General features: G+C 73.8%; 21 protein-coding genes. 17 read left to right on the plus strand and 4 right to left on the minus strand.

What is annotated here, in order from left to right:
* The 3 genes from ACZ56L_RS19455 to ACZ56L_RS19465 all read left to right on the plus strand — a co-directional run.
* Positions 1-615: SIS domain-containing protein (locus ACZ56L_RS19455; protein ID WP_471065244.1), on the plus strand; the 615-nt coding region annotated here is incomplete at its 5' end.
* 18 nt (positions 616-633) lie between these two features.
* Entirely contained in the window at positions 634-1,002 is a 369-nt protein-coding gene (locus ACZ56L_RS19460) for a holo-ACP synthase (RefSeq protein WP_468686443.1), read from the plus strand.
* A gap of 75 nt (positions 1,003-1,077) precedes the next feature.
* A complete protein-coding gene (locus ACZ56L_RS19465; protein WP_471065246.1) occupies positions 1,078-2,553 on the plus strand; it encodes an NAD(P)H-hydrate dehydratase in 1,476 nt (491 codons plus the stop codon).
* A gap of 101 nt (positions 2,554-2,654) precedes the next feature.
* Here the strand turns inward: ACZ56L_RS19465 and ACZ56L_RS19470 are convergent, their stop codons facing one another.
* Positions 2,655-3,494: a L,D-transpeptidase gene (locus tag ACZ56L_RS19470; RefSeq protein ID WP_401756743.1), complete on the minus strand. Its 840-nt coding sequence runs from the start codon at positions 3,492-3,494 to the stop codon at positions 2,655-2,657.
* 391 nt (positions 3,495-3,885) lie between these two features.
* Here ACZ56L_RS19470 and alr point away from each other — a divergent pair, with 391 nt between their 5' ends.
* The 4 genes from alr to ACZ56L_RS19490 all read left to right on the plus strand — a co-directional run bounded on the left by alr (position 3,886) and on the right by ACZ56L_RS19490 (position 7,840).
* Positions 3,886-5,079, plus strand: coding sequence for an alanine racemase (gene alr, locus ACZ56L_RS19475; protein WP_345229177.1), 1,194 nt, complete (start codon positions 3,886-3,888; stop codon positions 5,077-5,079).
* Positions 5,080-5,189: 110 nt separating this feature from the next.
* Positions 5,190-6,545, plus strand: a complete 1,356-nt coding sequence (locus ACZ56L_RS19480; RefSeq protein ID WP_471065248.1) for an alpha/beta fold hydrolase — start codon at positions 5,190-5,192, stop codon at positions 6,543-6,545.
* Entirely contained in the window at positions 6,514-7,044 is a 531-nt protein-coding gene (tsaE, locus tag ACZ56L_RS19485) for a tRNA (adenosine(37)-N6)-threonylcarbamoyltransferase complex ATPase subunit type 1 TsaE (protein WP_471065250.1), read from the plus strand. Before ACZ56L_RS19480 ends, tsaE begins: the two co-directional genes overlap by 32 nt.
* A 226-nt stretch (positions 7,045-7,270) precedes the next feature.
* Positions 7,271-7,840 carry a hypothetical protein gene (locus ACZ56L_RS19490; RefSeq protein ID WP_471065252.1) on the plus strand — a complete coding sequence of 190 codons (570 nt, stop codon included), beginning with the start codon at positions 7,271-7,273 and terminating at the stop codon, positions 7,838-7,840.
* A gap of 33 nt (positions 7,841-7,873) precedes the next feature.
* Here ACZ56L_RS19490 and ACZ56L_RS19495 read toward each other — a convergent pair whose 3' ends face one another.
* Positions 7,874-8,101 (minus strand): hypothetical protein, encoded by a 228-nt coding sequence (locus tag ACZ56L_RS19495; protein ID WP_468686451.1) that lies wholly within the window; start codon positions 8,099-8,101, stop codon positions 7,874-7,876.
* A 230-nt stretch (positions 8,102-8,331) separates the two neighbouring features.
* Between ACZ56L_RS19495 and tsaB the strand changes: the two genes are divergently transcribed.
* The 6 genes from tsaB (at position 8,332) to ACZ56L_RS19525 (ending at position 12,071) form a co-directional block, all read left to right on the plus strand.
* Positions 8,332-8,985: a tRNA (adenosine(37)-N6)-threonylcarbamoyltransferase complex dimerization subunit type 1 TsaB gene (tsaB, locus tag ACZ56L_RS19500; protein ID WP_345228920.1), complete on the plus strand. Its 654-nt coding sequence runs from the start codon at positions 8,332-8,334 to the stop codon at positions 8,983-8,985.
* Between the two features lie 44 nt (positions 8,986-9,029).
* Complete coding sequence (gene rimI / locus ACZ56L_RS19505; protein ID WP_345229176.1) at positions 9,030-9,500, plus strand: ribosomal protein S18-alanine N-acetyltransferase; 471 nt, start codon at positions 9,030-9,032, stop codon at positions 9,498-9,500.
* Positions 9,497-10,666, plus strand: a complete 1,170-nt coding sequence (gene tsaD / locus ACZ56L_RS19510) for a tRNA (adenosine(37)-N6)-threonylcarbamoyltransferase complex transferase subunit TsaD (RefSeq protein WP_471065255.1) — start codon at positions 9,497-9,499, stop codon at positions 10,664-10,666. Before rimI ends, tsaD begins: the two co-directional genes overlap by 4 nt.
* Positions 10,663-10,926 (plus strand): hypothetical protein, encoded by a 264-nt coding sequence (locus ACZ56L_RS19515; protein ID WP_345228918.1) that lies wholly within the window; start codon positions 10,663-10,665, stop codon positions 10,924-10,926. The genes tsaD and ACZ56L_RS19515 overlap by 4 nt, the downstream gene beginning before the upstream one ends.
* Positions 10,927-11,034: 108 nt before the next feature.
* The gene (locus ACZ56L_RS19520) at positions 11,035-11,445 is read left to right on the plus strand and encodes an SH3 domain-containing protein (protein ID WP_471065258.1); all 411 of its coding nucleotides are present in this window, start codon (positions 11,035-11,037) and stop codon (positions 11,443-11,445) included.
* Between the two features lie 260 nt (positions 11,446-11,705).
* Positions 11,706-12,071 (plus strand): hypothetical protein, encoded by a 366-nt coding sequence (locus tag ACZ56L_RS19525; RefSeq protein WP_471065260.1) that lies wholly within the window; start codon positions 11,706-11,708, stop codon positions 12,069-12,071.
* Positions 12,072-12,173: 102 nt separating this feature from the next.
* Here ACZ56L_RS19525 and ACZ56L_RS19530 read toward each other — a convergent pair whose 3' ends face one another.
* Positions 12,174-12,755, minus strand: a complete 582-nt coding sequence (locus tag ACZ56L_RS19530) for a hypothetical protein (protein WP_468686463.1) — start codon at positions 12,753-12,755, stop codon at positions 12,174-12,176.
* 10 nt (positions 12,756-12,765) lie between these two features.
* Positions 12,766-14,184: a class I SAM-dependent methyltransferase gene (locus tag ACZ56L_RS19535; protein ID WP_471065262.1), complete on the minus strand. Its 1,419-nt coding sequence runs from the start codon at positions 14,182-14,184 to the stop codon at positions 12,766-12,768.
* 185 nt (positions 14,185-14,369) lie between these two features.
* Here ACZ56L_RS19535 and ACZ56L_RS19540 point away from each other — a divergent pair, with 185 nt between their 5' ends.
* The 4 genes from ACZ56L_RS19540 (at position 14,370) to groL (ending at position 18,875) form a co-directional block, all read left to right on the plus strand.
* Positions 14,370-15,350 carry a polysaccharide deacetylase family protein gene (locus ACZ56L_RS19540; RefSeq protein WP_471065264.1) on the plus strand — a complete coding sequence of 327 codons (981 nt, stop codon included), beginning with the start codon at positions 14,370-14,372 and terminating at the stop codon, positions 15,348-15,350.
* Positions 15,351-15,549: 199 nt separating this feature from the next.
* Entirely contained in the window at positions 15,550-16,440 is an 891-nt protein-coding gene (locus tag ACZ56L_RS19545) for a polysaccharide deacetylase family protein (RefSeq protein WP_471065266.1), read from the plus strand.
* 352 nt (positions 16,441-16,792) lie between these two features.
* Positions 16,793-17,101, plus strand: a complete 309-nt coding sequence (groES, locus tag ACZ56L_RS19550; RefSeq protein WP_345229175.1) for a co-chaperone GroES — start codon at positions 16,793-16,795, stop codon at positions 17,099-17,101.
* A gap of 145 nt (positions 17,102-17,246) precedes the next feature.
* Positions 17,247-18,875 (plus strand): chaperonin GroEL, encoded by a 1,629-nt coding sequence (gene groL, locus ACZ56L_RS19555; RefSeq protein WP_468686469.1) that lies wholly within the window; start codon positions 17,247-17,249, stop codon positions 18,873-18,875.
* The last annotated feature ends 25 nt before the right edge of the window (positions 18,876-18,900 follow it).

The raw sequence follows: 18,900 nt of genomic DNA on the forward strand, positions 1-18,900 counted from the left end.
GTGGCCTGCTACCTGGTGGCGCTGTACCTGGGGCAGGTACGGGGAAGCGCGCGGGGGCACGAAGTGCGGGACGCGGTGGGCGAGTTGGCGGGGATCTCCGGGGCCGTGCAGGAGGTGCTCGCGACGATGGAGCCCGTGCGGGAGCTGGCCCGGTCGCTGGCGGATCGGAACACCGTGCTCTTCCTCGGCCGGCACGTCGGGTACCCGGTGGCGCTGGAGGGGGCGCTGAAGCTGAAGGAACTGGCGTACATGCACGCGGAGGGGTTCGCGGCGGGGGAGCTGAAGCACGGGCCGATCGCGCTGGTGGAGGACGGGACGCCGGTGGTCGTGGTGGTGCCGCCGGCCAGGGAACAGGCGGTGCTGCACGGCAAGGTCGTGTCGAACATCCAGGAGGTGCGGGCACGGGGGGCGCGGACCGTCGTGATCGCCGAGGAGGGGGACGAGGAGGTCGTGCCGTACGCGGACCACCTGGTCCGGGTGCCGAGGACGCCTACGCTTCTCCAGCCGTTGGTGACGACGGTGCCCCTGCAGGTGTTCGCGTGCGAGCTGGCGACGGCGCGGGGCAATGAGGTGGACCAGCCGAGGAATCTGGCGAAGTCCGTGACGGTGGAATGAGCTGGCTGGAGTGGGCGCGTGATTGTTGGGGTCGGGATCGATGTGGCCGAGATCGACAGGTTCGGGGCCGCGTTGGCGCGTACGCCGCAGATGGCTGAACGGCTGTTCGTGCCGAGCGAGTTGAACCTGCCGAGCGGGGAGCGGCGCGGGGTGGCCTCGCTGGCGGCGCGGTTCGCGGCCAAGGAGGCGCTGGCCAAGGCGCTGGGGGCGCCGGCGGGGCTGCTGTGGACGGACGCGGAGGTGTACGTCGAGGAGAGCGGGCAGCCCCGGCTGCGGGTGAAGGGGACGGTGGCGGCGCGGGCGGAGGCGCTGGGGGTGCGCTCCTGGCACGTGTCGCTCAGCCATGACGCGGGGGTGGCTTCGGCGGTGGTGATCGCGGAGGGGTGAGCCGGCGGGGCCCGGCGGGGCCGTGCCGCCGGGCCGGACGGGTTGCGCCGCGCGTTCTGCGGCAGACTCGGAGGCATGCGTACCGCACACCGAGTCGAGACCGTGAGGACCGCCGAGCGGGAGGCCATGGCCAGGCTCCCGGAGGGCGCGCTGATGCGGCGCGCCGCCGCCGGACTGGCCGCCGCCTGCGCCGACCTGCTGGATCGGAGGGTGTACGGGGCACGGGTCGTGCTGCTCGTCGGCAGCGGCGACAACGGCGGCGACACGCTGTACGCGGGGGCCGGGCTCGCCCGGCGCGGGGCCGGGGTGACGGCGGTGCTGCTCGCCCCCGGCCGCACCCACCCGGGCGGCCTCGCGGCGCTGCGCGCGGCGGGCGGCCGGATCCTGACGGGCCCGCACGACGGAACGGCCGGTGACGTGGCCGGACGGTACGGCGCGCACGAGGTCCTCGCCCGCGCCGACCTCGTCCTCGACGGGATCGTCGGCATCGGCGGGCGCGGCGGCCTGCGCGCGGAGGCGCTGCCGCTGGCGCGGGCGGCCCGGGACTCGGGGGCCGTGGTGGTCGCCGTGGACCTGCCGAGCGGCGTCGACGCGGACACCGGGGAGGTGGCCGGGGAGTGCGTGCGGGCGGACGCGACGGTGACCTTCGGGGCGTACAAGCCGGGACTCCTGGTCGATCCGGCGCGCACGTACGCGGGGGTGGTGCGGCTGGTCGACATCGGGCTCGACCTGGGCGTCCCGGCCGACGTGGAGGCGCTCCAGCACGCCGACGTGGCACGGCTGCTGCCGGTGCCGGACGCCGAGAGCGACAAGTACCGGCGGGGGGTGGTCGGGGTGGTCGCCGGGTCGGCGAAGTATCCCGGGGCGGCCGTGCTGTGCGTCGGCGGGGCGGTGCGCGGCGGCGCGGGCGCGGTGCGTTACGTGGGCGGCGGCGGGAACGCGGTGCTCGCCCGCCACCCCGAGGTGCTGGTGCACGACGGGAAGCCCGGCGGGGCGGGCCGGGTGCAGTCCTGGGTGATCGGGCCGGGCCTCGACGACGGGGTGGCGGGGGCCCTGGAGGAGGTGCTGGCCTCGGACGTGCCGGTCCTCGTGGACGCGGACGCGCTGGGGGCGCTCGAACCGGACGCGGTACGGGGACGGGACGCGCCGGTGGTGCTGACCCCGCACGCGGGGGAGGCGGCGCGGCTGCTCGGGGTCGCGCGGGAGGAGGTCGAGGCGCGACGGCTGGACGCGGCGCGGCGGCTGGCGGTGCGGTACGGGGCGACGGTGCTGCTCAAGGGGTCGACGACGGTGGTGGCGTCCGGGGGCGGCCCGGTGCGGGTCAACCCGACGGGGACGCCGTGGCTGGCGACCGCGGGCAGCGGGGACGTGCTGGCGGGGCTGATCGGGTCACTGCTGGCGGCGGGGCTCGCACCGCTGGACGCGGCGTCGGCGGGGGCCTATCTGCACGGGCTGGCGGCGAGGTCGGCGGGGCGGGGGGCGCCGGTGACGGCGGGCGACGTGGCGGAGGCGCTGGGGGCGGCGTGGAGGAGTGTGGCGGAGGTGGGGTAGGGGGGCGTGGGCGCCCGCCCCCCTACAGGGCTGCGGGGAGCCGGGGGTGGCGCCCCGCCAGGGGCGCGGGGAGGGGGCGGGACGGGTCCCGAGGGAATGGGTCAGGGCCGGGTGGGGGTGAGCGGGGTGGTCAGGTCCCAGTCGACCGGGATGGACTGGCTGCCCGAGTACTTCACGATCAGCTCCTCGTCCGTCAGCCGCCGCCCGTCCCGATACCGCACGTTCGTCCCCGGCTTGGCCCCCCAGACGTAGATCCGGCTGCCCACGCCCAGCTTCTTCCAGAGACGTTCCGCGTCCTCCACGTACAGGTTCACGCACCCCCCGGAGCCCGACTCGAAGAGGTCGCCGTACGTGCCGTGCAGCGCCTGCCCGCCGCTGAAGAACTGGCTGTACGGCATGGGCGCGTTGTCGTAGATGGTGGAGAAGTGGTTCTTGTGACGCCAGTAGACCCGGTGCCAGCCGACCCGCGTCTCCAGCCCCCGGATGCCGCTGCGGATCGGCACCGGCGCGAAGGTGACCTTCTTGCCGACCTGCACCCACAGGAGCTGGCGGGGCAGGTCCACACAGGTCACCGAGTAGCTGCGGACCGGGCATCTGCCCGCCGCGTTCGGGTTCTTCCGGGCCTCGCGGACCAGCAGGAGACCGTGCGTCTTGGCGGTGGCGCGCCCGTCCGCCGGGGCGATGTTCAGCTCCCGCTGGAGCTTGCGGATGGCCACGCAGTCCGCCGTCGACTGCTTCCCGTCGACCTTCAGCTTCAGCTTGCGCTCCAGTTCCGCCTGGTACGGGCCCGTGGGCGCCGTGCACGGGGGCTCCGGGGCACGCGTCCCGGCGGGTGACGCGGCGACGGGCGCGGCGACGGCGGACGCCGCGGGCAGGGCGGTGAGCGCGACGGCGGCGACACCGGCCAGGGCGGTCAGACGGGCGAGGGGGGCGCGCTTCATGGTCTCTCAGCTCCTCCAGCGTGCGCGGATCCGCATGCGGCGGACGGCGTGAACCGGCGGGACCGGTCCCGCGGTGCGGCGGGGACGAACCCTTCGGCTGTGTCCATCGGGCGGCCGCGACGCCCGCCCCGCCAGGCACGGCCTGCCGAGCGGGTGAACGTGCGGGCCGAAAGCGTGACGTTCCGTGAAGAGACGTGTGCGCGGCGGCGCGTGGCGCCGGTCGCCCCGGTCGCGGCCCGGGCCGCCTGACCGGCCGGACCGCGCCCCTCTGCGAGACTTGGTGGCGATGACCGCGAAGACCGAGACCGTGACGAGCGCGGCGACCGGGGCTCCCCGCCCCGCGCCGGGCACCGCAGCGCACGGCGTGCCGAACGACGTGATGAGCCAGGCGATGACCCAGTCGGTGCCCCAGCCGGTGACCCAGGCCCCTCCCCTGCGGGCCCGCGCCGAGATCGACCTCGCCGCGCTCCGCGCCAACGTCCGCACGCTGCGCGAGCGCGCCCCGCACGCCGCGCTGATGGCCGTCGTGAAGTCCGACGCGTACGGGCACGGGGCGCTGCCGTGCGCCCGCGCCGCCCTGCAGGCCGGGGCGACCTGGCTCGGTACCGCGACCCCGCAGGAGGCGCTCGCGCTGCGCGCCGCCGGGATCACCGAGGCCGACGCCCGCGTCATGTGCTGGCTGTGGACGCCGGGCGACCCGTGGGCCGACGGCATCGAGGCCGGACTCGACATGGGCGTCAGCGGCAGGTGGGCGCTGGAGGAGGTCACCGCCGCCGCCCGCGCCCTCGGCCGTACCGCGAAGATCCAGCTCAAGGCCGACACGGGACTGGGCCGCAACGGCTGCCAGCCCGCCGACTGGCCCGACCTGGTCGCCGCCGCCCGCGCCGCCGAGACCGAGGGCCTGGTCGAGGTCACCGGCCTGTGGTCGCACTTCGCGTGCGCCGACGAGCCCGGCCACCCCTCGATCGACCTCCAGCTCACCGCCTTCCGCGAGATGGTCGCGTACGCCGAGAAGCAGGGCCTGGACCCGGAGGTGCGGCACATCGCCAACTCCCCGGCCACGCTGACCCTCCCGCACGCCCACTTCGACCTGGTGCGCACGGGCATCGCGATGTACGGGCTCTCCCCGAGCCCGGAGCTGGGCACCCCCGCCGAGCTGGGGCTGCGTCCGGTGATGCGGCTGGCCGCTTCGGTGGCGCTGGTCAAGGAGGTCCCCGCCGGGCACGGCGTCAGCTACGGCCACCACTACGTCACCGAGCGCGACACGACCCTGGGCCTGATTCCCGTCGGTTACGCGGACGGCGTCCCCCGCAACGCGTCCGGGCGCGGCCCGGTGCTGGTCGGCGGCCGGTGGCGGCGCGCCAGCGGACGTATCGCCATGGACCAGTTCGTGGTGGACCTCGACGGTGAAACGGTCGAACCGGGGGCACAAGCGATCCTGTTCGGCTCGGGCGAACGGGGCGAGCCGACCGCGGAGGACTGGGCGCGGGCGGCGGACACCATCGGGTACGAGATCGTCACCCGCATCGGCGTCCGCGTCCCCCGCGTCCACCTGGACGAGGACCCGTCCCCGGGCGGCCGGTAGTCCGGCGGAACGCCGCCCCTGGACCCGTGGGCGGGAGCGTTGGATGATCCCGTAGACCCGACGGACCGGCGGACTCCGGTCCGTCGGCAGGCACCAGCGAGGAGCGGCACGTGAGCAGGAGCAGCGCGGAGGACGTCGCCGCCGCGGCACGCACGGCGGCCGAAGCGGCCGACGCGGCGGCCCCGGGCAACTGGCGCCGGGCGGGTTTCGCCGGAGCCGCGATCGGCGTGCTCGCCGCGGGCGCGGCCGCCGGGGTGGCCGTCGAGCGGCTCACCGTGGGGCGGGGGATGCGCAAGAAGGCCCGGCTCGCCCTGGACGCGGCGGGCCCGTACGGGGCGCTGCGCGGCACCCCGGGCACGGCGCTCGCCGACGACGGCACCGAGCTGTACTACGAGGTGGACGACCCGCGGAGCACGAGCGACAGCGGTGTCGGCAGTGACGGCGGCGTCGGCGGAGGCGTCGGGAGCCTCGGCGCCGGAACCCTCGGGTCCGCCTCCCCCGCCCCGGCGGGCGGAGCCGCGGGCGGCGGCGACGGGGCAGGGCCGCCCCGGCGCGCCCGCTCCCGCCGCCGGGCCGGGCCGCCCGTCACCGTCGTCTTCAGCCACGGCTACTGCCTCAACCAGGACTCCTGGCACTTCCAGCGCGCCGCCCTGCGCGGCCGCGTCCGCACCGTGCACTGGGACCAGCGCAGCCACGGCCGGTCCGCGCGCGGAACGGCGCAGGCCGGCGGCGAGCAGGTCAGCATCGACCAGCTCGGCCGGGACCTGCGGGCCGTCATCGACGCGGCTGCCCCCGAGGGGCCGCTGGTGCTGGTGGGGCACTCGATGGGCGGCATGACGGTGATGGCGCTGGCCGACCGGTTCCCGGAGCTGATCCGCGAACGGGTGGTCGGCGTGGCGCTCGTCGGCACCTCGTCCGGGCGGCTGGGCGAGGTCAACTTCGGGCTGCCGGTCGCGGGGATGAACGCGGTGCGCCGCGTCCTGCCGCGCGTGCTGCGCACCCTGGGCTCGCAGACGGAGCTGGTGGAGCGGGGGCGGCGGGCGACGGCCGACCTGTTCGCGGGGATCGTGAAGAGGTACTCGTTCGGGTCGCGCGACGTCGACCCGGCGGTGGCCCGGTTCGCGGAACGGCTCATCGAGAGCACGCCCATCGACGTGGTCGCCGAGTTCTACCCGGCCTTCCAGGACCACGACAAGACGGCGGCGCTCCAGCACTTCGCCCAGCTTCCGGTACTGGTCCTGGCGGGCGCCAGGGACCTGGTCACCCCCAGCTCGCACAGCGAGGCCATCGCCGCGCTGCTGCCCGACGCCGAGCTGGAGATCGTCCCCGACGCCGGCCACCTGGTGATGCTGGAGCACCCGGAACTGGTCTCCGCACGCCTGACGGAACTCCTGGGTCGGGTGGGGGCCGTACCGCCGACTACCGTGGGACAGCATGGACGCACCGCACAGCAGCGGGGCCGCTGAGAACGGCCCGGCCACCTCCTCCCACTCCCTGACCGTCACCTCCCCCGCCGCCATGGGGGACCTGGGGCGCGCGCTCGCGAAGCTGCTGCGCCCCGGCGACCTCGTGATGCTCACCGGCGAACTCGGCGCGGGCAAGACCACGCTGACCCGGGGCCTCGGCGAGGGCCTGGGCGTGCGCGGGGCCGTCACCTCGCCGACCTTCGTCATCGCCCGGGTGCACCCGCCGCTGGGCGACGGGCCCGCGCTGGTCCACGTGGACGCGTACCGGCTCGGCGGCGGTCTGGACGAGATGGAGGACCTCGACCTGGACGTGTCGCTGCCCGACTCGGTGATCGTCGTGGAGTGGGGGGACGGCAAGGTCGAGGAGCTCTCCAACGACCGGCTGCACGTGGTCATCGACCGCGCGACCGGCGACACGGACGACGACGTGCGGACGGTACGTCTGACCGGCGTCGGCGGCCGGTGGGCGGACGCGGACCTGGCGGGCCTGGGGGCCTGACCGCGCCGGGCGGGCGGACCGTCCGGCCGGCCGGACCGGCCGGACCGCCCCGCTGGAACGCGGGTCCCCGGCGGCGACGAAACGCGGCCCCCGGCGGAAGCACGTCGTCCGGGCGGGCCGCACGGCTGCTGCTACCGTCACGACGACGTCCTGCGGGGACGTGACCGGAGCGTCGACCAGGTGGACCCAAGCGCTGAGCGCAGCGCTGATCGAAAGGTGCAGCAAGGTGGCTAGCAGCAGCTCGGGAATCGTGGCCGGGCTCACCGCGGGGGCACTCGCCGTCGTCGGCTTCCTCGCCTACCAGGCGTCGGCGAACGCCCCCGACTCGGTGGCCGTGCCCAGCGCGTCCGCCGCGCCCACCAGGCCCGGCGCCACGGGCCCCGCCAAGCCCCGCTCCCCGCTGGAGCTGCCCGCCGACTCGGGCGAGGGCACCCGGGTGGTGTACTCGCTCTCCGGCAAGCGGGTCTGGCTGGTGGACTCCACGGCCAAGCCGGGCAGCAAGCCGCCCACCTACCGGGTCGCGCCGAGCGCGGTCAGCCCGGCGCCGGACACCTACCGGGTGACGACCCGCTCGAAGCGGATCACCGGATCGGACGGCAAGCCCGTGGAGCACGTGGTGCGGTTCGCGAACGTCGACGGGGTGACGATCGGCTTCAGCGCCGCCGTCGACGGCACCATGCCGACCCCGGGCGTGAAGCCGCAGGAGGGCACGGGCGCGGTGCGGCTCAGCCGGGAGGACGGCACCAAGGTCTGGGAGTTCGCGACGGGCGGCGTCAAGGTCGTCGTCGTCCCGTAACCCCGGATCTTCCCTCGCCCCGAAGGGGATCGCCTAGGCGGCTTCGCGCTGCCCGGCGGTCCCCTTCTCGCCGTCCCGGGACGCGGCCTGCCGGGACCCGGCCTCCCGGGGCGCGGCCGGCCGGGCCGATGCCTGCCGGGGCGGGGTGGACACCGCCGTGGCCGCGGCGCAGGACGCCAGCAGGGCGCTCATCGTGACGGGAGCCGGGGCGGGGGCGGCAGGCGTCATGGGCTTCTCGACTTCTCGTTCCGGTGCCGACATGGACGCCTCCTGGGGCGACGGGAGCAGGCGCAGCGGGATGGTGGTTAGGTAGACCTAACCTGTCTCTCGGGACCCATGTGACCATGCCGCGCACCCCCGATGCAACATCTTCCCGACACGTTGTCGGAACGTACGGGGACAACGCGCGGCGCGACGGGGGAGTTCCCCGGTCCCGGCGGCCCGCGCGGCCGGACGCCGTGCCGGTGCCGCGCGGGCCGTAGGCTGTTCGTGTGCTTCTGCTCGCCGTTGATACCGCCACCCCCGCCGTCACCGTCGCCCTCCACGACGGGGACTCCGTCGTCGCCGAGACCACCCGGGTCGACGCCCGAAGGCACGGGGAACTGCTGCTGCCCCTGATCGACGCGACCCTCCGCGAGGCGGGCCGCACGCTCGACGCCGTGACCGGCCTGGTCGTCGGCGTCGGCCCGGGCCCGTACACGGGACTGAGGGTCGGCCTCGCGACGGCCGAGACCTTCGGCTTCGCGCTCGGCGTGCCGGTGCACGGCCTGTGCACGCTCGACGCCCTCGCGTACGCCACCGGGCGGGAAGGGCCCTTCGCGGTGGCGACGGACGCCCGCCGCAAGGAGGTCTACTGGGCCCGGTACGACGACGCGCGCACCCGCGCCACCGAGCCCGCCGTCGACCGGCCCGCCGAGATCGCCGAGTCCCTTGCGGGCCTGCCCGTGGTCGGCGCGGGCGCGCTCCTGTACCCCGAGGCCTTCCCCGACGCCCGCGGGCCCGAGCACGTCTCGGCCGCGGCCCTCGCCTCGCTGGCCGCCGAGAAGCTGGCGGCCGGCAGCGACTTCCTGCCGCCGCTCCCGCTCTACCTGCGCCGCCCCGACGCGCAGGTCCCGAAGAACTACAAGGTGGTCACCCCCACGTGACCGCCGCCACCGCCGGGGAGACCGGGTCGGCCGTCCTGCGCGAGATGCGCTGGTGGGACATCGAACCCGTGCTGGAACTCGAACACGAGCTGTTCCCCGAGGACGCCTGGTCGCCGGGGATGTTCTGGTCCGAGCTGGCGTACGCGCGCGGCCCCCGCGCCTCCCGCCGCTACGTCGTCGCCGAGGACCCGGCGACCGGCCGCCTCGTCGGGTACGCGGGCCTGGCCGCCGCCGGCGACCTCGCCGACGTGCAGACCATCGCGGTCGCCCGCGACCAGTGGGGCACCGGCCTCGGCGCCCGCCTGCTCACCGACCTGCTCAAGCACGCGACCGCCTTCGAGTGCGCCGAGGTGCTCCTCGAAGTGCGGGTCGACAACACACGCGCGCAGAAGCTGTACGAACGTTTCGGCTTCGAGCCGATCGGCTTCCGCAAGGGCTACTACCAGCCGGGCAACGTCGACGCCCTCGTGATGCGCCGTACGACGACCGAAGAGACAGAAGAGACCCAGCCATGAACCTTGTCAGCGGTATCGACGAGCCCCTGGTCCTCGGCATCGAGACCTCCTGCGACGAGACCGGCGTCGGCATCGTGCGCGGTACGACGCTGCTCGCCGACGCGGTCGCCTCCAGCGTCGACACGCACGCCCGCTTCGGCGGAGTCGTCCCCGAGATCGCCTCCCGGGCACACCTGGAGGCGATGGTCCCGACCATCCAGCGGGCGCTGAAGGACGCCGGGGTCGCCGCCTCCGACCTGGACGGCATCGCCGTCACCGCGGGCCCCGGCCTCGCGGGCGCGCTGCTGGTGGGCACGACGGCGGCCAAGGCCTACGCGTACGCCCTGGGCAAGCCCCTGTACGGCGTGAACCACCTCGCCTCGCACATCTGCGTCGACCAGCTCGAACACGGCAAACTGCCCGAGCCGACCATGGCGCTGCTGGTCAGCGGCGGGCACTCGTCGCTGCTGCTCGCCCCCGACATCACCTCCGACGTCCGCCCGCTGGGCGCCACCATCGACGACGCGGCGGGCGAGGCGTTCGACAAGATCGCCCGGGTGCTCCAGCTCGGCTTCCCCGGCGGCCCGGTCATCGACCGGCTCGCGCGCGAGGGCGACCCGAAGGCCATCCACTTCCCGCGCGGTCTGACCGGGTCCCGCGACCCGGCGTACGACTTCTCCTTCTCCGGTCTGAAGACCTCCGTGGCCCGCTGGATCGAGGCGAAGCGGAACGCGGGCGAGGAGGTGCCGGTACGGGACGTGGCGGCGTCCTTCCAGGAGGCGGTCGTCGACGTGCTGACCCGCAAGGCCGTCCGCGCCTGCCGGGACGAGGGCGTCGACCACCTCATGATCGGCGGCGGCGTGGCCGCGAACTCCCGGCTGCGGGCGCTCGCCCAGGAACGCTGCGACAAGGCGGGCATCACCCTGCGGGTCCCGCGCCCGGGGCTGTGCACGGACAACGGCGCGATGGTCGCGGCGCTGGGCGCGGAGATGGTGGCCCGGGGACGGGCCGCCTCGGACTGGGACCTCTCGGCGGACTCCTCGCTGCCGGTGACGGAACCGCACGTGCCCGGACACGCCCACGGCGAGGGTCACGAGGGCCACGAGGGCGGGCACGGGCACGGCCACGGACATGGGCACGCGCACGACCACGTTCACGAGATCAGCAAGGACAACCTCTACTCATGACCGTCGCGCTGATGTGGGAGGCCCGCGCCGCCGAGGGCAGGGGCGCCGAGCTGCTGGAGTGGGCGCGGGCCCAGGCGCGGGTGCTCGCGGCCGAGCCCCTGCGCCGGGAGATCCTGCGCGCCCCCCAGGACCGGGTCCTCGTACTGACCTGGTGGGACGCTCCGTACGACGCGGAGCTCCCCGAACTCCCGGAACCGGCGGCCGAGCTGATCACGCGCGCCGTGCACAGGTGGCGGTTCGAGTCGGTGGAGCAGGGCTGAGCCGTTCGGCTTACTCCCGAGTGGCGTTGACCGCTTTTCGGACAATGCGACGTGAGACTCGGTGGCGCCAGGGATCGCCCCTCGTCGTCGTGAAGGAGTCGCAGGAACATGTCCGTACAGCTGAAGATGGCCCGGACCGGGCTGGGTGCAGTGACCATGGCGGTGGCGCTCGCGGTGTGCGCGCCGACGACCGCCACCGCCGCCCCCGCGGCGACCGCGGGGACGGGGGCGGTGCAGGCGGCCGTGATGCACGGGGTCGGCGGGAAGGTGACCGCGCACGGCGGCCAGTTCGTACGGGAGCGGCCCACGTCCTCCTCGCGGAAGGTCGGCTCGTACCGGAACGGCGCGATCGTGCGCCTCGCCTGCAAGGTGCGCGGCCAGAACATCCACGGCAACGCCCTCTGGTACAAGCTCTGGGACCGCTCGGGCTGGCTCAGCGCGAAGTACGTGCACAACTTCGGGTACGTGGGCTGGTGCGCAAACGGTCACCGCACGGCCGACGCGGCGCCCTCCGCCTGATCCGCGGGCCGGTCGCGGCACCACGCGGCACCGCCCGGCACGGGCCGCCCGGCACCTCGCCGGGCGGCCCGTCCGCGTGTCCCGCCCCGTCGTCGCTGTGGCAGTTCCGTACGAGACCGCGACGGACGAGAGCGAGGCCGTGACCGCCGTCGACGTCCACGCGCACTGCGGGAGAGCGGTGGAACTGCTCGCCACCGAAGCCCAGTCGGCCCGTCCGCGTACCCTGGTCGTACACGCCGGACTGGGGAAAGGGGCGCACGGTGGCCTGGTACTGGTGGTTGTTCATCTTCTTCCTGATGGGCGGCTTCGGCGGCCTCGCGAACGCGGGACGGCAGGCCCTCGCCACCCGCCACGCACGGCAGTTGGAGCGCGCCGAAATGCTGCGCAGGGAGCGCCAGGCGATCGAGGCGGCCAACCGGCCCCCGGAGCCGGTCTGCGGCTGCACCCATCACCTCGCCAAGCACGACAAGGCGGGGAAGTGCCACGAGGAGGTCGAGAAGCCGACCGCCTGGGACGAGAACAAGAAGCCGGTCCGCTTCGAGGCGGGCACCTGCACCTGCCAGCAGTACGTGGGGCCGCAGCCGCTCTCCCAGGTGTACGCGGACGAGCTGACCGACCTCGCGTAGGGAAGCCGGCCGGCACCGGACGGCCGGGGGAGCCGACTGGTTCCGGGCGGGGCGGGCCCGGTTTCGCGCGGGCCCTGTCGGGCCGGGGCCGTCGGAAGGGCGTCAGCCCTCGCGTGCCGCCTGCCACACCCACTCCGTGAGCCGCTTGTGCCCCGGCAGCTCCCCGCGTCCCGTGCACCACAGCAGCACCTCGGCGGGATCGCCCGACGGGGCGTCCGGGAAGAGCCGGTCCAGTGCGTACGCCGCCGGACGGGCCGGGAGCGACCAGGTCACGCCGAGGCCCTGGGTGATGTCGTACGTGTGCAGCAGCGTCTCCGCGACGCCCATCGCCTCGAAGCCCGTCGGGTCGCACGGGCCCCAGTGGAACGCCCGCACGTCGGGGCCCGAGGTGGCGAGGACGCCCGTGAGCATGCCGCCCGCCGCCTCGATCACCCGGAGCACTTCCCGGGGCGGAGTTCCAGGACGCACCACCAGGTCGAACGGCAGGTAGTCGTCGTCGGGGAGGGCCGCCAACTGCCCCGCGTACGCGGCCAGGTCGTGCGCGATGTGCGCGGCGGTCTCCCAGCAGGACCACTCCATCCGCTGCTGCGGCGGACCGGCCGGTAACGACGACCAGTCGCACGTGTCGGCATGGGGCCGCAGCACGCTCAGCGACTCGGCGAGAGCCTTCTCGATGTGTGTCATGGGAGCCTGCCTACCCAGCGGAGCCGTGTTCCCACCCCTGGGCGGGCCGGCCGACCAGCATGGTGGGGGCGCCCGCGACACGGGTGAGGAAGACGGTCGCGGAGTTCCTGCCCGCGAGCTTCATCTTCTTGCGCAGTTCCTCCGGCTCGACGGCGGAGCCGCGCTTCTTGACGGTCAGGACGCCGACCTCGCGCTCACGGAGGAGCGCCTTCAACTTCTTCACGCTGAAGGGGAGTTGGTCGGTGATGGCGTACGGGGTGGCGTAGGGGGTGGGGCGGAGCTCGTCGGCGGTGACGTACGCGATGGTCTCGTCGATCAGGCCGCCGTCGAGGTCTTCGGCGACCTCGGCGACGAGGTGGGCGCGGATGACGGCGCCGTCGGGCTCGTACAGGTAACGGCCCAGCGGGCGGACGTCGGGGTTCGGCAGGCCGCGGCCGAGGAGGGAGGCCCCGGAGGGGAGCAGGGTGGCGCGGCGGCCGCCGGGGGCGAGGTGCGGGCTGCCGGGCGGCGCGTGCCAGAGGACGGCCTCCTTGACGTCGCCGTGGTCGGAGATCCACTCCGCCTCGAAGTCGTCCGGGACGAGTTCGTGCGGGATGCCGGGGGCGATCTTGATCGCGCCCGCGCCCGCCCCGCGCACCGCCGCGACGGAGAAGGAGAGGGGCGGGGAGTAGGCCTCGGGGTCGAAGATGCGGCCGCGCTTGGTGGACCGGCGGGCAGGATCGAGGAACAGGGCGTGCGCGCCGCCCGTGTCGTACGTCAGGACGTCCGCCTGTACGACGCGGAGCGCGGCGGGGTCGGGGAGGAGGGCCTCGGCGTTCGCACGGGCGGCGAGGCAGGCGGCGGGGTCCAGGTCGACGGCGGTGACGCGCAGGCCGGCGCGGGCCAGGGCGAGGGCGTCGCCGCCGATGCCGGAGCAGAGGTCGACGGTGTGGGGGCGCTGGAGGGTCGGGGGGTCCGCTCGCCCCGGTGCGGACGGCGGGTCCGTTTGCCGGGCGGCCGGCTGGGGGGCCGGCTGCTCCGGCTGCCGCTCCGCCGGCTGCTCCGCTTGCCGGGCGGCTTGTTGTGCGGCGGCGATGGCGTGGAAGCGGACCGCGCGGTGGTCGGCGACGGACCTGCGGGTCGACTGCTCGACGCCGTTGGGGGTGAAGTACATCCGCTGTGCGTCCTCGGGGCCGAACTTGGCGGCCGCCCGCTGGCGCAGCCGGGCCTGGGCGAGGGCCGCCGACACCAGCTCGGGGGAGTGGTCGCGGCGCAGCCGGGTCGCGAGGGCCAGGGCCTGGGCGGGGTCGTAGTCGCGCAGCTCGGCGAGGAGGGCCTGCCCCTCGGGGGTGAGGAGGGCGGCGAGGGCGGCTTCGGGCGCGGCGGCCGCGTCGGGGGTGGGGGCGGCGCTGGTGCGGGCATCGGCGGAGGGGGTCTTCACCCGGTCCATTGTGGGCCAGCCGGAGAGCACCGGTCGCTGGGCGGGCGCGGTGCGGGAGCCGCGCGCGGGCTGTGCGGGTGCCGCGCGGGCGTCCGTACGGGTGCCTGCCTCGTGTGGGCCGAGCGGGCGACGGTGCGTACTCGCTCGCGGTGTCGTCCGGTCCGGAGCGTGGGGCGCTGACAGGATGCGGCGCCATGCGTCTTGTAAGACAAAACGAAGAAAGAGGCCTCTCTGTGGACAACTGCCGAGGTGTCGGGCGGAAACGGGGCAGCATTGCCGTAGCGGTTCTGGTCACGGCCGCGATCGCCTCGGGGTGCGCGACCCCGGCAGAGCGGACGGGCGGACAGGGCGGGTCCGGCACCGGCAAGGAGGGGAGGGGCGAGGAGCAGGAGAGGGAGGTCGACGGTGCGGCCGGCGCACTGCTCTCACCCGCGGAGAAGGCGCGGCGGGCCCAGGCGGCGAGGGCGGCGGCGGCCAGACGCTGGGGGCTGGTGCAGGTACCGCTGACGGCACCCGCGCCGCCGAAGGTGAAGCCGAGGCTCACGACCCGCAAGGGCTTCGAGGTGGAGGGGCAGGTGGCGGAGGGCCTGCCGCCGGTGTTCACGACGGTGCCGGTCAAGGACCGGGTCGTGTTCCTGACCATCGACGACGGAGCGGAGAAGGACCCCGAGCTGCTCCGGATGATGGACGAGCTGAAGATCCCGTACAGCTCGTTCCTCTCCGACTACCTGGTGAAGGAGGACTACGGCTACTTCAAGAAGATGCAGGACAAGGGCGTCGCCCTGCACAACCACACCCTCAACCACCGTTTCCTGCCCGGCCTGACCTACCGGCAGCAGAAGCGCGAGATCTGCGGCCAGCAGGCCAACATCGAGAAGCGCTACGGCAAGCGGCCCCCGCTGTTCCGCCCGCCGTACGGCAACTACAACAAGGACACCCTCGTCGCCGCGAAGACGTGCGGGGTCAAGGCGGTGCCGCTGTGGGCTGCGGAGGCCTTCCCCGACCGGATGGAGTGGCGGGAGTGGGACAAGGACCTGCACCCCGGCGACATCGTCCTCACGCACTTCCGGGGGCGGGACGACTGGAAGGGCTCCATGCCCGACATGATCCGCCGGGTCATGAAGACGATCACGGCGAGGGGATACGCCGTGGCCAAGCTGGAGGACTACGTGTGATCCGGCGGCAGGCGGCCACCGGCCACCGGCCGGCCTTCCGGCTCCCGTCCGGGAGGCGGGCCCTGTGACCTTCTCGTGCAAGGTCGTGGGCGTGCGGGGGAACGCGTGGGGGCGGGTTTCCCTCTCGTAGCGGGGAAGCGGGAATCGCACGCCCTCCGGCACAGCGCGCCGGGTCGTTGTCGAAGGGCGAAGGAACGCAGTGAGCGGAGTACGGGTGCGCCGGCCGGGGCTGTGGGTGGCGGGAGCGGTGGCGGCGGGTGTGCTGGCCGTGGGGGCGAGCGGCTGTTCCGGAGGAGGCTCCGGGGAGGGGGTGGGGGAGGGGCCCTCGAAGGCCGCGAACCGCGAGACCCCCACCGCCCCCGGCAACCCCGCCCCCGCCGCCCCCCGCCTCGACCCCCGGGGCGTACCGGCCGAGGCGTACACCCGCTGGGGCCTCGCCAAGCCCCTCGCGCCGGCCCCGGCGTCCCCGGACCGCACCCCCGTCCTCAAGCCCTCCGGGCCCCCGGTCGTCCTGGACCGGGTGAAGACGAACGACAAGGTCGTCTTCCTCACCTACGACGACGGAGCCGAGAAGGACCCCGAGTTCGTCAAGATGGTCGGCGACCTGAAGCTGCCGATCAGCATGTTCCTCACGCACAGCGTCGCCGGGAGCGACTACGGCCACTTCAAGAAGCTCCGCGACGCGGGCAACGGCACGATCCAGAACCACACCACCGGCCACGCCAACCTCCGCACCCTCCCCTACGAGGCCCAGCGCAAGCAGATCTGCGACCAGCAGGACCGCCTCGCGGCGCACTTCGGCACCCGCCCCACTCTCTTCCGCCCGCCGTACGGCAACTACAACGACGCCACCGTGCGCGCCGCCGGGACCTGCGGGGTGAAGGCACTCGTCCTGTGGCGGGAGTCCATGCAGATCCACAACATGCAGTACGCGGAGGGCAAGCGCCTCAAGCCGGGCGACATCGTCCTCGCCCACTTCCGCGGCCCCGCCGAGCTCAAGGGCTCGACGATCACCGAGATGACGACCCGCATGCTCCGCCGCATCCAGGACCAGGGCTTCACTGTCGCCCGCCTGGAGGACTACCTCTAGCCCGCGGCCGGCCCCGCCCGCAGCGGCGCTCCCGCCGCCGCGCTCCCAGAACGGACCCGGGCCCCTCGAACGGGCCCGGCCCCTTGGAGCGGACCCGGGCCCCCGAACGTACCCGCACGCCCCGAACGGACCCGCGTCCTCCCCCGCTCCCGGCACGCGCGTGCCACCCCCGGGGGTCTTCAATTGGCACTCCGCTTGACCGAGTGCTAACCGCGTCATAGTCTCGGCTCTGGCACTCACCACTGGAGAGTGCCAACACAGCGACGGGCAGGTCCGGCACCCGCGACGACGGATCCACCTGGTCGCCACCCCAGACTGTTAACCCCGTGAGATCTCCGAAGGGGGAGACCGGATCGTGACGACCGCCAGCAAGGTTGCCATCAAGCCGCTTGAGGACCGCATCGTGGTCCAGCCGCTCGACGCCGAGCAGACCACGGCCTCTGGCCTGGTCATCCCGGACACCGCGAAGGAGAAGCCCCAGGAGGGCGTCGTCCTCGCCGTGGGCCCGGGCCGCTTCGAGAACGGCGAGCGCCTTCCGCTCGACGTATCCGTCGGCGACGTGGTGCTGTACAGCAAGTACGGCGGCACCGAGGTGAAGTACAGCGGCGAGGAGTACCTCGTCCTCTCGGCCCGCGACGTTCTCGCCATCATCGAGAAGTAAGCAGGCCGGGGAGTACCTCACTTCCCGCATTTCTTGGACTGCGCCCCTGGCCCCCGCTCACACGCCGGGCGGCGAGGGGCGTAGTTCGTTTTCTGCATCTGCGACGTGCCGCAGTTCGTTATTCCGAGAGGACTTGAAAAGCTCCATGGCGAAGATCCTGAAGTTCGACGAGGACGCCCGTCGCGCCCTTGAGCGCGGCGTCAACAAGCTTGCCGACACCGTGAAGGTGACGATCGGCCCCCGTGGCCGCAACGTCGTCATCGACAAGAAGTTCGGCGCCCCGACCATCACCAACGACGGTGTCACCATCGCCCGCGAGGTCGAGCTCGACGACCCGTACGAGAACCTCGGCGCCCAGCTCGTGAAGGAGGTGGCGACCAAGACCAACGACATCGCGGGTGACGGTACGACCACCGCCACCGTGCTGGCCCAGGCGCTCGTCCGCGAGGGTCTGCGCAACGTCGCCGCGGGCGCGTCCCCGGCCGCCCTGAAGAAGGGCATCGACGCCGCGGTCAAGGCCGTGTCCGAGGAGCTCCTCGCGACCGCCCGCCCGATCGACGACAAGTCCGACATCGCCGCCGTGGCCGCGCTCTCCGCGCAGGACCAGCAGGTCGGCGAGCTCATCGCCGAGGCGATGGACAAGGTCGGCAAGGACGGTGTCATCACCGTCGAGGAGTCCAACACCTTCGGCCTGGAGCTCGACTTCACCGAGGGCATGGCCTTCGACAAGGGCTACCTGTCGCCGTACATGGTGACCGACCAGGAGCGTATGGAGGCCGTCCTCGACGACCCGTACATCCTGATCCACCAGGGCAAGATCGGTTCGATCCAGGACCTGCTGCCGCTGCTCGAGAAGGTCATCCAGGCCGGCAGCTCCAAGCCGCTGCTGATCATCGCCGAGGACGTCGAGGGCGAGGCGCTCTCCACCCTCGTCGTCAACAAGATCCGTGGCACGTTCAACGCCGTGGCCGTCAAGGCCCCCGGCTTCGGCGACCGCCGCAAGGCGATGCTCGGCGACATGGCCACCCTCACCGGTGCCACCGTCATCGCCGAGGAGGTCGGCCTCAAGCTCGACCAGGCCGGTCTGGACGTGCTGGGCACCGCCCGCCGCGTGACCGTCACCAAGGACGACACCACGATCGTCGACGGCGGCGGCAACAGCGAGGACGTGCAGGGCCGCGTCAACCAGATCAAGGCCGAGATCGAGTCCACGGACTCCGACTGGGACCGCGAGAAGCTGCAGGAGCGCCTGGCGAAGCTCGCCGGCGGTGTCTGCGTGATCAAGGTCGGCGCCGCGACCGAGGTCGAGCTCAAGGAGAAGAAGCACCGTCTGGAGGACGCCATCTCCGCGACCCGCGCCGCGGTCGAGGAGGGCATCGTCTCCGGTGGTGGCTCCGCGCTCGTCCACGCCGTCAAGGTCCTGGAGGGCAACCTCGACAAGACCGGCGACGAGGCCACGGGTGTCGCGGTCGTCCGCCGCGCCGCCGTCGAGCCGCTGCGCTGGATCGCCGAGAACGCCGGCCTCGAGGGTTACGTCATCACCTCCAAGGTCGCCGAGCTCGACAAGGGCCAGGGCTTCAACGCCGCCACCGGCGAGTACGGCGACCTGGTCAAGGCCGGCGTCATCGACCCGGTCAAGGTGACGCGCTCCGCCCTGGAGAACGCCGCCTCCATCGCCTCCCTGCTGCTCACGACCGAGACCCTGGTCGTCGAGAAGCCGGCCGAGGAAGAGGCCGACGGCGGCCACGGCCACGGTCACGGCCACTCCCACTGAGGCTGAGCCCCGGTAGGCAGCCGCA

This window comes from Streptomyces sp. NPDC039736 (genome assembly GCF_055596485.1).

Bases quoted from the DNA above. Each gene is read 5' to 3' on its own strand.
- groL (WP_468686469.1), top strand. From the start codon at position 17,247: ATGGCGAAGATCCTGAAGTTCGACGAGGACGCCCGTCGCGCCCTTGAG.
- ACZ56L_RS19465 (WP_471065246.1), top strand. From the start codon at position 1,078: ATGCGTACCGCACACCGAGTCGAGACCGTGAGGACCGCCGAGCGGGAG.
- ACZ56L_RS19540 (WP_471065264.1), top strand. From the start codon at position 14,370: ATGCGTCTTGTAAGACAAAACGAAGAAAGAGGCCTCTCTGTGGACAAC.
- ACZ56L_RS19530 (WP_468686463.1), bottom strand. From the start codon at position 12,755: ATGACACACATCGAGAAGGCTCTCGCCGAGTCGCTGAGCGTGCTGCGG.
- ACZ56L_RS19520 (WP_471065258.1), top strand. From the start codon at position 11,035: ATGTCCGTACAGCTGAAGATGGCCCGGACCGGGCTGGGTGCAGTGACC.
- ACZ56L_RS19470 (WP_401756743.1), bottom strand. From the start codon at position 3,494: ATGAAGCGCGCCCCCCTCGCCCGTCTGACCGCCCTGGCCGGTGTCGCC.
- tsaD (WP_471065255.1), top strand. From the start codon at position 9,497: ATGAACCTTGTCAGCGGTATCGACGAGCCCCTGGTCCTCGGCATCGAG.
- ACZ56L_RS19495 (WP_468686451.1), bottom strand. From the start codon at position 8,101: ATGTCGGCACCGGAACGAGAAGTCGAGAAGCCCATGACGCCTGCCGCC.
- ACZ56L_RS19515 (WP_345228918.1), top strand. From the start codon at position 10,663: ATGACCGTCGCGCTGATGTGGGAGGCCCGCGCCGCCGAGGGCAGGGGC.
- tsaE (WP_471065250.1), top strand. From the start codon at position 6,514: ATGGACGCACCGCACAGCAGCGGGGCCGCTGAGAACGGCCCGGCCACC.
- rimI (WP_345229176.1), top strand. From the start codon at position 9,030: ATGCGCTGGTGGGACATCGAACCCGTGCTGGAACTCGAACACGAGCTG.
- alr (WP_345229177.1), top strand. From the start codon at position 3,886: ATGACCCAGTCGGTGCCCCAGCCGGTGACCCAGGCCCCTCCCCTGCGG.
- ACZ56L_RS19535 (WP_471065262.1), bottom strand. From the start codon at position 14,184: ATGGACCGGGTGAAGACCCCCTCCGCCGATGCCCGCACCAGCGCCGCC.